The following is a 13,423-nucleotide window of genomic DNA, read 5'->3' as shown; positions in this document are numbered from 1 at the left end:
AAAAGAATAAAAATACGAAAATTACGAATAAAAATGCAAAAGAGGTTTTGCCGTGAAGGAACGAAGCACTGAATTGGTCCAAGGTTTTCGCCACTCAGTTCCCTACATCAATGCTCACCGGGGTAAGACTTTCGTTATCATGCTCAGTGGTGAGGCCATCGAACATGAGAATTTCACAAACATAGTCAATGATATCGGGCTGTTACATAGCCTGGGGATTAGGCTGGTTGTGGTTTATGGCGCACGTCCACAAATCGACAGCAACCTTGCCGAGCATGGCTATGAGCCGACTTATCACAAGAATACTCGCGTTACCGATGCCCGTGCTCTGGAGTTGGTGAAACAGGCTGCCGGACTTTTGCAGCTCGATATTACGGCTCGTCTGTCGATGAGTCTGAACAATACGCCGCTGCAAGGCGCGCATATCAACGTCGTCAGCGGCAACTTTATCATTGCGCAGCCGCTTGGGGTTGATGACGGCGTGGATTATTGCCACAGCGGCCGCATCCGCCGTATCGATGAAGAGGCGATCCATCGTCAGCTCGACAACAATGCCATCGTGCTGCTGGGTCCCGTTGCTGTTTCTGTGACCGGAGAAAGTTTTAATCTGGTGTCCGAAGAAGTGGCGACCCAGCTGGCTGTTAAACTTAAAGCAGAAAAAATGATTGGCTTTGGCGCCGAGCAGGGTGTTAGCGACGAAGATGGCAATATTATTTCCGAACTGTTCCCCAATGATGCGCAAATTTTCATCGACAAGATTGAAGACGTTGGCGAGTATCATTCAGAAACCGTGCGTTTCCTGCGCGGGGCGGTTAAAGCCTGCCGCAGCGGCGTGCGTCGCAGTCATTTGATCAGCTATCAGGAAGACGGTGCGCTTATACAGGAGCTGTTCTCGCGCGACGGTATTGGTACACAAGTCGTGATGGAAAGCTCTGAACAAGTGCGCCGAGCGACTATCAACGACATTGGCGGAATACTGGAATTAATCCGCCCTCTTGAACAGCAGGGTATTTTGGTACGCCGTTCTCGCGAGCAGTTGGAAATGGAAATCGACAAATTTACCATCATTGAACGAGATAACCTGACCATCGCCTGTGCGGCACTGTATCCGTTCCTTGATGAGAAAATTGGCGAGATGGCCTGCGTTGCCGTTCATCCCGACTATCGCAGTTCTTCGCGCGGGGAAATGCTGTTGAAACGCGTTGCGAGTCACGCCAGGCAAATGGGCCTGACCAAGCTGTTCGTTTTGACTACGCGCAGCATTCACTGGTTCCAGGAGCGTGGCTTCAAACCTGCAGACGTTGATGTGCTGCCGATTCAAAAGCAGGAAATGTACAACTATCAGCGTCGTTCCAAGATCCTGATTGCCGACCTGTAAATAAGCCTGCTGTAGACCATTTGAAAAGGCGGGGTGAAATGACCTCGCCTTTTACTTTATCTCAATTTAACCCGCTGTTAGCCTCTCAACTAACCCACTGCGTCGCTGTGTTGGAGTTCGAATTGCCAATCCCAGCACTTTCTCACTGGAATACAGCGATAACTGCCGCTTGGCTCGAGTAATCGCGGTATAGACCAGCTCGCGCGTCAGCACTGGTAAAAAATGATTAGGCAAAACTAATAGCGTATGCTCGAACTCCGATCCCTGAGATTTATGCACTGTCATGGCATAGGCGGTATCGTGAATTGGCAAGCGGCTCGGCTGTACTGACTTGATTTGCCCATCCGGCAGTTGGAAATAAACTCTTAACTCACCCAGCTCATTATGTAACGCAATTCCGATATCCCCATTAAATAATCCCAAAGCACTGTCGTTGCGGCTGATCATTATTGGACGACCTGCATACCAGCGACCGCCGAGGGCTATCGGTCGGCGAATTAACCCCTGACGTTGCAACATTTGCTCGATACGCTCGTTTAAACCTGCTAGCCCAAACGGGCCTTCGCGCAAGGCACAGAGCACTTGAAAATCACCAAAAGCTTTTAAGATCACCACAGGATCGGCACTCGCCGCTACCGCCTGCAAATAAGGGCGGTAACCGGCAACACAGGCGTCGAGCAGGGATTTAAAATCGTCAGTCTCGCTAAGCGGAAAATTGCCGAGATCGGCTAAATTACGTGACAAAATCCGGCGTGCCAACGGGCTGTCACCGGCATTCACCGCTGCCGCCAAAATGCCTATTCCCGAACTGGCATCAAAGCGATAGCTCTTACGTAACAGGCATAGCGCATCACGCACGCTGGCTGGATGTTCCAGTTCATTACCCTCTACCAGGCAACCCGTTAGACGTTGCAACTGATCGGCGCGAGCGGGACTGTAACCCTGTTCCGCAAAACGACAGATATCACCCAGCACGGCACCCGCTTCAACTGATGCCAACTGATCGCGGTCACCCAGAAAAATTACCCTGGCCTTCGCAGGCAGCGCGGCAATCAGCCTCGCCATCATCGGCAGATCCACCATCGAAGCCTCATCAACTACCAGCACGTCAAGGTGCAGTGGATTGCCCTGATGATAGCGCATCCTCTGGCTATTAGGCTGAGCACCCAACAGGCGGTGCAGAGTAGAGGCTTCATCAGGAAACTGGCCACGCTCTTCATCTGTTAAATCAAGCTGACGGCTGGCCTGCCCCAGTGATTCAGTCAGCCTTGCCGCAGCCTTGCCGGTTGGCGCAGCAAGCTGAATACGCAGGCGCCTGTCACTTTGTAGCTGTACCAGCGCGGCTAATAACCTGGCCACGGTGGTAGTTTTTCCGGTACCGGGTCCGCCTGATATAATCGAAATTCTTCGTGTTACTGCCACCGCAGCGGCAACTTTCTGCCAGTTAACCTCATCGCTTTCGGCAGCACCAAACAGCTGGTCAAGCACCGCTCGCAGGCGAGGTTCATCCACCGCCAGTTCATTACCCTGCTCACCCAGCGCCAATAAAGGATTGGGCTCATCATTGATAAAGAATGCGGCAACCTGGCCTTCATCCTGCCACATACGCTGCAGATAAAGCCGCTGTTGCTGCAAGACTATCGGGGTGGCCTGACTACCGTCCCCCACCGCTGGATTACGGGCAAGCAGCTCTCGCCAAACCGCCTCATCTGGCTCACCGGCAGCCTGCCACAGGCCGCTGGCCAAAGCAGGAAAGCGCCCCTCAAACAGCGTATCGGGTTGTAATTCACTTAACCGAAGACAAACATGCCCGCGCCCGGCTTCGGCACTAAGACTGGCAGCCGCCAACATTATCGCCGGATCATTTCCTGCTACCATGCGAGCAAACTGCACATCCAGCGCACGTAAAGCGCCCAAAGCGATCGCCTGTTCATAAAGCGCCATCATGATGCATTCTCCTGTTGCAGGGATGCCAACCTCGGCAACTGCTCACCTTTAAACAGGGCGTCCATCGAATGAATAAACTCTTCATCGGGGCGTCGACGGAAAATGCCGTTGTCAGGCTTATTAGAATCGACCCCTCGGAGAAACAGGTACACCACGCCGCCAAAATGTTGTTGATAGTTGTAGTCCGCCAACCGATGCCCAAGATATCGGTGCAGGGCCAGAGTATAGAGCTGATACTGCAAGTCATAACGATGCTGCGCCATGGCATTTTCCATGGCCGACTGGGTATATGCGCTGCTGTCTTCGCCAAGCCAGTTGGATTTATAATCAAGCAGGTAATAACGACCCTGCCAGAAATAAACCAGGTCAATAAAGCCCTTTAGCATGCCACGAACTTGCTGGAAATTTAGCGGTGGGCACTGTGCTGACAGCGCATCGTAATGCTGCACCAACGCGTTGAGATCCTGCGGTTTCAACAGGCCGTCGATAGGCAAATAAAACTGCAATTCGGACTGATGTTGCGCAGGTTCCAAAGCGCTAAGCGACATACCGGTGTCATCAAGTGGCGTGGTCAATACGGTATCGACCCACTCTTGCAAAATCGGCAACCACTCAGCGCTATAACCCTGTGCCTCAAGCATCTCCTGCAACCACTCCGGGTCGACGGGTTGGCTAAAATCAATTTCTTCGAACAGGCTATGCAAGAACGTACCGGGGGACGCACCACGCGGAAAACTATGCGCCGTCATCTGCGGCTCGCTGTCCTGCGGTTGTTCACCGGCAGCATCAACATCAAGTTTTGGCAGCAGATCCTGTGCCAGCGCCGAGCCGTGCTGTTGTAGCCCGGAATAGCTGGTAACGCGCCAAAAATCGGCCAAAGTCCGGGTCAGGTGCGCGGCGGCAAGCTGCGGCGTCTTTAACTCGGGCGGAATCCAGACTGTCGAATCAATCGGTTCGACGGCAGTAACGGCAACGTTTTCATCAGCCAGATTTTGCAGGCATTCTGCAAGATATGCCGCATCACCCGCCTGCCCGTTCTGAACCAGATAACCCAAAGCGCCAAGATGCAGGTCGGTGTCACCCTGCTTCTTGCGCGTACCCTGAATCAATGGCGCAATCCCGATACTGCAGTGATAGATCGAACGAGTCAGGGCGACATACAGCAGACGCAAGTCTTCTGCCAGACGCTCCTCCTCGGCGAGCTGAAGAGTTTGCTCATCCTCGCTTAGATCCAGCAAAGCGGCAAAATTTTCACGATCGTGATACAGGCCCCGCTGTTGCTGGCGGAAATTACTGATAAATGGCAACCAGACCAGCGGGTATTCCAACCCTTTGGATTTATGGATTGTGACTACTTTTACTAGATGTTTGTCACTTTCCAGACGCAGCTGCTGGCTTTGGGCCTGAGAGTCGGGTTGCGCTATCTGCTGTGCCAGCCAGCGTACCAACGCATGCTCGCTGTCGAGCTGTGCCGCCGCTTCCTGCAATAGTTCGCCCAGATGCAGTAGATCGGTCAAACGCCGTTCACCCCCGGGATTTGCCAGCAGGTCTTCGGCAATGTGCCGCTGCATTATCAGGTTTTTAAGCATCGGTAATACACCGCGTTGCATCCAGCGCTGACGATAGCTGTCAAACTCGTCTACCAGTTTGTCCCAGGCGATCTCATCCTGACTCAGCGCGTCTAGCGTCAAGGCATCCAAACCCATCAAACCGGTTGCCATGGCACTGCGCAGGGTTCTTTCATGTTCTGGCGTCAAGACCGCCTGTAGCAGCCAAAGCACATCGAGCGCTTCCGGAGTATCAAACACACTGTCACGATTTGAAAGATAAACAGAAGGGATGTTGAGCATGCTGAGCGCATCGCGGATTAATGCCGCTTCGCGACGGCTGCGGATCAAAATTGTGATGTCAGAAGCCTGCACCGACCGACGTTTTTCGCCTTCGATTAACCACGCCTCCTGCTGCTGCCCAGCAGTTAACCAATCGCGGATCTGCGCCGCACAGTGTGCCGCCATAAATTGCTGATAATCGTTTACCCCAACGCCTTCTCCCGGCTGAACCCAGCACTGCATCCCCGGTTGAGTTTTGCCGTGAAGCTCGAAACCAAGCGCCGTGTTTTTTGACGCAGGTTGCACGGATATAAACGGAATTTGCGAAAACAGAAACGGTGACGCTAGCCGGGAAAATAGCTGGTTCACGCTCCTGACCATCGACACCGAGGATCGCCAGTTAGTGTCCATAGTGTAATGAGAACTGACCTCAGAGCGTGCGCGCATATAGGTAAAAATATCGGCGCCACGGAAAGCATAAATTGCCTGTTTTGGGTCGCCGATCAGCAGCAGTCCACACTGCGGTTGATTACCGTAAAGGCAATTAAAGATGCGATATTGTTGTGGATCGGTGTCCTGAAATTCGTCGATCATCGCCAGTGGATAACGCTGACGGATCGCCTGTGCCAATAGATTTCCAGAAGGCTGCTGTAAGGCATTGTCGAGACGGCTCAGCAAATCATCAAAACCCAACTCGGCGTGCTGACGCTTTTCTTCGGCTATAGACTGACGTATTTCGGTGAGCGCGCGAGCAATCACCAAATCGCGAATCGTCAGTGATTCTTCATAAAGCCGGTCAATCGCGTCAAAAATTGCATGCTGCGGCGGCTCGCCTTTTTTTGTTTTCTCCAGCAGAACCGACTGCCGGAAACGCTCAAGCTCCTTCGGCAAAGTGTAGCTTTCGGTGGATTGCGAGGCCCAGGCAGCCACGGCCACCAGCCAGTTGGGCAGAAAACGAGTACTATAGCTGCGTTTATCTACCCCAGACTGAGTGATGATGGCCTCGATATCTGCCGCAGCGGATAACCACTGTTGCTTGATATCATTCAGGCGCGCAACAATTCGCTGATGTCGGCTCTCCAGCGTTTCCCCTTGTTCCGGCGGAAAGCGCAATTGTGGAGCCTCTCCGTGGAGATAAGATGACAAATCAGCTAACAGCGCCTCAGGGCCGCTCCACTCTTGAGAAATAATCCGAGCAATATCAAGCGGCAATGGGTAACAATAGCGTCGCCAAAAATCGGCGCAGGCCTGTCGACGCAGCGGCATCTCGTCTTGTATCAGCGTCTGCTCAAATAAGATCCCGGATTCAAAGGCATTGTGCATCAACATGCGCTGGCAGAAACCGTGAATGGTGTAAATTGCCGCCTCATCCATTTGCCGCTCTGCCGCCAATAAAGTCGATGCAGCTTCAGAAAGGTCAGCAATTTCAGTCATTAACGCCGCCAGCATTGGGTTATTGCTGGATTTACGAATACAGGCAAGCCTTAGCTCATGAATATTGCTACGGATGCGCCCACGCAGCTCTTCGGTTGCCGCTTCGGTAAAGGTCACCACCAGAATTTCTTCTACCGTTAACCTGCGGGCGAAAGCTGCCTGCCCGCCCAGCCCCAATAGCAATCGCAAATACAGCAGAGCCAGGGTGAACGTTTTTCCAGTGCCCGCAGAAGCCTCAATAAGTCGTTCGCCGGATAGCGGCAAAGTCAGAGGATTAAGCTTGTGCGGGATTATTACTGTCATTATTTATTAACCTGATGTGGAAAGGTTTTTTGCAAACTGGACGTCGTCGGATAGGTTTTCCAACCGACAGGAGCCGCATACGCAGGCGTTTGGCTATCCTTTCCTGAAACTTGAGAAAGCATGGCAAACCCGGTTTGCTTAATCACCGCCTGATGATAGAAATCAGCCAGTTCTTTCTGAGTCAGCCCCTGGATGACCGCAATCACTTTCTCACGGGTATTAAACCGATCGTTGCCACGGCTAAAGTCTTCAGAAAATCGTCCAATTTCCTCGCCCATAGTCTGCGGGCGTTGCTGCATATCGCTTAATAGCCCCTGCTTATACTGACTAAACTCGCTGTCTTTCATTTCACGCAGGCGTTTTTCAGCCTGCGGGTAAAACGCCAGATAACGCTCATAAAGATATTTAGGCTGTTTACTGTTACTTTGCAGCAGGAAACCTATTCCCCACTGCTTGCCAACCGGCATTGGGAAGGCGAATACAGCATAGCCAAGCTGTTCCTGCGTTCTCAACTGGCTGTAGAACCAAGGCTGGATAATCTGCCCTAACAAGGCGCTGTAGCCCATGCTGCGGACTTCATCGTAGCCCACTGGAACATAGACTGCCGCCAAAGCAGAATCGGTTGAAGTACCCACCCGCTGCATGTTGACCTTCTGCGGGTGGTTCACAATGATGCGGCTACCTCGCCACCATGTTGTCCCCTGAGGCTTCACCCTGGCCTGAATATTGCTGACCATTTTCTTTACTTCATCAGCAGTCATATTGCCATCGACCAATACTTCCAACGCCCCTTTATCCAGCAATTGTTTACGATAATTTGTAACCTCTTGCAGAGTAATGTCTTTCACCAGCTTCTCGCGCACATCACGCTCGCTGTATGGGATACGGGAGATCAGCTGCACAGGTTGTAACGCCAGTTCAAACGCCTTGCCTTTGTCGGCAGAATCAAGCCGCTCCAGATACCATGATTTAGCCTGATCGAGCTGCTGTTGGGTCGGCACTACCTTTGGATATTCCTCCACCAGCTCGCTAAGCAAATCAGGCAAATGATCGGTGAAGCCGTTGGCATTGAACTCCAGGCCGTGATCTGGACTAGTGGAAAAACTAATGCCGCCGATCGACGCCTGATAGCTCAGCTGGTCAAAGGCTACACCGGTCAGGTAATCATTCAGACCATACATCACCTGCTTTTTAGCCGTATCTAGAGACTCTTGGCTACGAAATGCCAAAGTAACGTCGGCCTTGGGTTCAGCACTGAAATAGTGGCTTGGCATATAAAGGACGCGCAAACCTTTCTGATTAACAATGAGTTCAGGATGCGTTTGCGTATCGCTTTTGTTTACCAGATCCAAATTTTCAGGAATATACGGGTTCAGCTTAGGTAAAGATAAACTGATTTGCCCTTCCATCTGACGCCATTTAGTAAAATCATCGGCTGGGACTTTATCAACCTCATAGGGTGCATCAACAAAATAGGCCATTTTATTGTGCGGCTCATCAGGGCTGATAAACCAGTAACGCGCCTTCTCTGGCGTCAACCCGTCCAACCGGTTATCAATCGCCTGCGGATCAAATCGGTCGGTGATATAAGGCGAATCCAGCACGTGATCGACCGGTACACGAATCATGGTATCAACCAACCACTCTACGTAGTCCATGTCGCGGGTGACCGCCGGATAGCGGAAATCCAGCGCCATTACGTGAGCGATTTCATCGAAATACTCTTTTTTCACACCTTGAGAGCGGATAAGAGACAGATAATTGAAAATAGCGGCAATGACCTGATCTTTATTAGCCATGCCCTTATCAGTGAGGGACACCGAAATAGCAAAGATCCCCTGATTTCGCTGCACCATAGGGTCTGCCCCAGCACTGATACCATCTGCCAAACCTTGTTTTTGCAGCCAATCAGACAGGGTATTAGTGCTTCGATTTCCTATGAGATAGCTGACATAGGTGTCTGTCTTGCTCCTGAAGGCAGCACTGTTATTGTCGATGGCAAATTCCAGACGCAGCTGTTTGCGCGGCTCGGCCGGAACATAATGAATGATTATTCCCTGTTGGGCAGGCGTAACGCTCGGTACAGTGATAGGCGGCACTGTAGCGTTATGATTAGCGATTTTGCCAAAGGTGTCGGAGGCAATCTGTGCCAGTTCAGCCAAAGGCTTGTTGCTGTAAATGACTCCGACCATTAGATTTGCGGAGTAATAGCGATGGTAAAAGTCCACCAGCGCATCATGCAGTTTATTTCCCGGCTTATCGCGCAGGGTTTCGAGATTCCCCCCCGCATAGCGAGAACCAGGGTGCGCAGGATTCAGTGTTTCAGCTCTGACCTGGCCCATGCGCATACCGTCGCGTGAGCGCGCCATCGTCAGTTCAGCGTTTACGGCGTTGCGTTCTTTGTCGGCATAGTTGGGGTCCAATAGCGGTTCACCTACCGCATCGGCAAGGCGATCTACCGCCTCTTGCAGGGCATCGTTTTCAACTTCAAGGTAGAACGCAGTGCGATAAGAAGCCGTACTGCCGTTATGGCTGCCGCCGTGCATTTTCAGAAATTCTGACAGGCTTTCAGGTTTCGGATATTTTTTTGAACCCATCAGCAACATATGTTCGGTAAAATGCGCCAAACCTAACTGTCCATTAGGGTCCTGAAGAGAACCCACGGAAACGGCAAGTGCTGCCAAGGACTTAGAAGCCTGATTATCAGAGACCAGCAATACCGTCATGCCATTAGCTAATTTAATAGCCTGATACTGACGAGGATCATTCTGGCTTTTATGAATTGTTTCTGTAATTGGTTGCCAGTCTGTTGCGGACCAGACTACGGGGGCCCAAAACGTCATCAACAACAGTAACCCGCTTACACGGGTAAGCTGTTTCAACATTACCTGTCTCCCTTGAATAAAAAATAAAAAAGAGGCTAAAGAGTCGGATGGTGCGAGCCCGTAACCAAAAGCGTACTTAATAATTAAGACCTCAGGGGTAGCAGATAGTTTTGGTTTCTCTGCCCTTTTCAAACTTTGCAGGTCTTTATGCCAGATTATGTTGTACCACTGGCAAAAGAAAGCGTTGAGCCTCAGCGATTATTGTCTGAATATTTTCTGAATCAAGCTGACGCATCACACGTTGAACGTAAGGGTCCTCCCCTTCGCCCGGTACTCGGCTATCCCCTTGCCAAGCCTGCACTAGCTTATTGATTCCTTTATTTTGTATCTCAGGATCACTATTTATGGTCCCATTGGTCTTGTCAAAGCATACACTTAGCCACGCCCAGCCGCTTTTAGTTAATAATTTCAACGGTGAGCAAAGACCTTGTTTGTAGCCATCGATTAACTGTTGAAGATGCTGTTTGGCAACCTCAGGTTTCAGATTGCCATAGCGAAAAGCAGTACCAGTCCGGCCAAAAATACGGCTTTCGCCCATACCGCCACTGGCACAATAGATAACGTGCTCAATCCACAACAAAAGGCCATCACGAGCAAGCAGTGCGGCAGGACGCCAACGTAAAAGGCCATCGTCTTGTACCTGGTGCATCCAACCGGTTATCTTGCAGTCCTGCAAAGTAAGCCCCAACTCGATACTGCTGCTATCGGCACGTTCTTCACGCACAATTGCTGCAAGTTCTGCCATGTCCTCACACTGTTTGTTCCAAAAAATCTCACCAAAAGAACCATAAGGCAATCCACCAGAAGCTTTGGTATGACTGAACAAAATAGCGGGATCCTGCTCTTCGATCAGAGAATTCAGAAGCTGCGTATTCAACTGATAGCGATTGAGGTTATCAACAATAAAAGGCTCTTCATCAGACAGCTCGGTCTCTTCAATCAGAAAGCTGACATTAAGACGCATCTGGAAAAAAGCTTTCACCGGATGCCGGTAAAAACGCAACAGGCCATCCAGTGAAATCTCAGTTAAGGTTAATTCGCTTAGTGGTTGATTGAAGTCACTGGCCGGGGTTCCTAACCCTCCCGCTGCGGGTAACCACTCACTGGCGAAGCTTGGTGCCTGAGCATCAATGTCAAAGTTACCGGCATCAAATGGCGTTCTTGAATGCAACTGTTCAAGATGCTCACGTACTCTTCTCTCACTCTCATCGGCATTGAGTTTTTGGTCATCCTGCAGGCAATAACTCTGCCCGACATACTCGAGTAATTCACTGACTAACACCGAGGGATAGCGCACGCTGTTGTCTTGGATTGAACGGCTGATATAGCTGATATAAAGCTGATTCTGAGCCGAAAGGATCGCTTCCAGAAACAGGTATCTATCATCATCACGGCGGCTTCTGTCGCCCCGCTTAACCTGCTTTGCCATCAGGTCAAACCCCAGGGGCGGCAAAGTTCTTGGATAAACCCCGTCATTCATACCCAACAGGCACACCACCTTGAATGGGATAGAGCGCATGGGCATCAGGGTACAAAAATTGATTGGACCGGCCAAAAAACGCTGACTGATACGTTCTTGATCCAGTCGAGATGCTAGTTCATCACGCAAAATCGAAATCGGCACATCGTCAGGATAACGCGCAGCTACCCCCTGATTCAGCACTTTTTGCCACTGTTGTTCAATTAGCGCCAATGCAACTTCGGTTTCGCCTTCAGGAGAAAAGAAGGTCATCAATAGCTCATGACAAACAGGCAGCCAGTCTGTCAGGCTTCGCGCCTGCGAGAGGCGAATGCGCCACTGGCTAAGTTGCATCAGCAACTCGGCCAGGTGCCCGGCAAGCTCCGCAGCCAACCCCGTAGACTCATCATAGGGCAGTACCCCTTGCCAATCCCCGGCGCGGCTATCCATGGCATAACCCAGCAGCATGCGGGTTAGTCCAAAATGCCAGGTATGTTGGCCAGTAGCAGGTAGCGCCAATTCACGAACGTTATCATCATCCAATCCCCAGCGAATACCAGACTCGCCTACCCATTGGCGTAACAGCCGCAGGCCGTCTTCATCAATCGAGAAACGCGTGGCTAATGCGGGTACTTCAAGCAACGCTAAAACCTGCTCGGAGGTAAAACGGCTCAAAGGCAAGTCCAGCAAAGAGATAAACGCTTGCAGTGCCGGATGAGATTGGCTTGCTTTACGGTCAGAGATAGCAAAAGGTAAATAGCGCTCTTTAGGGGCATTACCAAATACCGCCTGAATGTAAGGCGCGTACGCATCGATATCTGCCACCATTACAATGATATCACGCGGCGTAAGGTCTGGGTCATGCTCCATCATCGCCAGAAGGTTGTCGTGTAAAACTTCAACCTCTCTCTGAGGACTATGACAGAGATGCACGCTCACGGAATTGTCGGATGCCTGCAAAATGCGCTTTGTTTCGCTACTGTTGAGTGTTTCCGCAGTCATGCCAATAACCGCTTGGTCCTCAAGATCGAGCATATCTTGTTGAATGGCGTGTAACAGCGTTTCATTTCCGACATCTACAAAGGCATGTACTTCCTGAATGCCATCAACTTGCGACAGCAGGTACATGTGATCCCGCCCCAATTTGCCCCAGGATGCCAGCAGTGGATTGCTAAGGTTTTGCTCACCGTCTTCATTAAATAATTGCTCTGCCAGCGCAGGGTCTCTGAACAGCCCTGATTCACTTTTCTCAAGATAATGTCGCCGCTTGCGACTTTGCAGCCGTGCCAAAAAAGCGTAATTCTGAATATCGCCCCAATAATATTGGCAAGGGTTGGTAAACATCAGATGAATATCAATGTGTTTCCCCAAAGCTTGCAGCGCTTGCAGATAAACCGGTGGCAGAGCAGAGATACCGCAGATGAAAACTCTCTTCGGCAATCCATCGGGGCAGACAGCAGCTTTATTCAGTGCTTGAATAAATCGCTCATAGAGATTTGCCCTGTGCCATTCAGGTTGCTCCAGCTCTTGAGTGTATTCGCAAAGCGCTCGCCACAGCGGAGCCTGCCATTGTTGAGAGGCATCTAACTCTTCATCTACCAGACTGCCCTGCTGCCAGGTTTTAAGCCATTCGGGGCGATAAACCAGATATTGGTCGAAGAGGTCAGCAACTCGTGCCGCAAGTTGGTGGATCTTTCTCTTATCGCGATCGTCAGTCAGATAATGCTGCAACGGTGCAAATTCTGGTTGTTCAAGCTTGCCCGGCAGCAGCCACATCAGCTTCCAGGTCATCGCATCTTTACTAAAGGCACTTTCTTTGGGAATACCAGGCAGAACTTTGGTAAACATGTCCCAGATGAATGTCGCAGGCAGAGGAAAAGCAATGTTGGCGGCAATCCCAAATGACTGAGCTAGTTCCATCTGTAGCCATTGAGCCATTCCGGGACTTTGAACCAGTATGACCTCTTGCTCAAAAGGATTATCCAAGGGACGCCCCTCGATAAGGCTGGTCGTCAGCATTTTTAGCAGGTCTAGCTGATTGGAATGGTACACCGTAAACATAGCTGTTTCCTTGAGGCCCTTAAGCAACAGTTAAGTGGATCCGCTGCAACTCAGAGAAAAGTTACCGGGATATTTCATACTTTACCGACCGACCACGTTATTGCAAAGGAAGCTGGGCAGTCTGAGG

General features: G+C 50.9%; 5 protein-coding genes. 1 reads left to right on the top strand and 4 read right to left on the bottom strand.

Going from position 1 to position 13,423, the window contains the following annotated elements:
- The first annotated feature begins 52 nt into the window (after nt 1-52).
- The gene (argA, locus tag AB3G37_RS04515) at nt 53-1,378 is read left to right on the top strand and encodes an amino-acid N-acetyltransferase (RefSeq protein WP_009637058.1); all 1,326 of its coding nucleotides are present in this window, start codon (nt 53-55) and stop codon (nt 1,376-1,378) included.
- Nucleotides 1,379-1,444: 66 nt separating this feature from the next.
- Here the strand turns inward: argA and recD are convergent, their stop codons facing one another.
- The 4 genes from recD to recC all read right to left on the bottom strand — a co-directional run bounded on the left by recD (nt 1,445) and on the right by recC (nt 13,296).
- A complete protein-coding gene (recD, locus tag AB3G37_RS04510; RefSeq protein ID WP_369789844.1) occupies nt 1,445-3,325 on the bottom strand; it encodes an exodeoxyribonuclease V subunit alpha in 1,881 nt (626 codons plus the stop codon).
- Complete coding sequence (gene recB / locus AB3G37_RS04505; protein WP_369789843.1) at nt 3,322-6,891, bottom strand: exodeoxyribonuclease V subunit beta; 3,570 nt, start codon at nt 6,889-6,891, stop codon at nt 3,322-3,324. Before recB ends, recD begins: the two co-directional genes overlap by 4 nt.
- Nucleotides 6,891-9,776: a pitrilysin gene (gene ptrA / locus AB3G37_RS04500; protein ID WP_369789842.1), complete on the bottom strand. Its 2,886-nt coding sequence runs from the start codon at nt 9,774-9,776 to the stop codon at nt 6,891-6,893. Before ptrA ends, recB begins: the two co-directional genes overlap by 1 nt.
- Before the next feature lie 145 nt (nt 9,777-9,921).
- Nucleotides 9,922-13,296 carry an exodeoxyribonuclease V subunit gamma gene (gene recC, locus AB3G37_RS04495; RefSeq protein WP_369789841.1) on the bottom strand — a complete coding sequence of 1,125 codons (3,375 nt, stop codon included), beginning with the start codon at nt 13,294-13,296 and terminating at the stop codon, nt 9,922-9,924.
- Between the last annotated feature and the right edge of the window lie 127 nt (nt 13,297-13,423).

The sequence above is a fragment of the Rouxiella sp. WC2420 genome, from assembly GCF_041200025.1.
Lineage (GTDB): Bacteria > Pseudomonadota > Gammaproteobacteria > Enterobacterales > Enterobacteriaceae > Rouxiella.
Note: the sequence above shows the minus strand (reverse complement) of the source record. Positions and strands in the feature narration are given on the sequence as shown.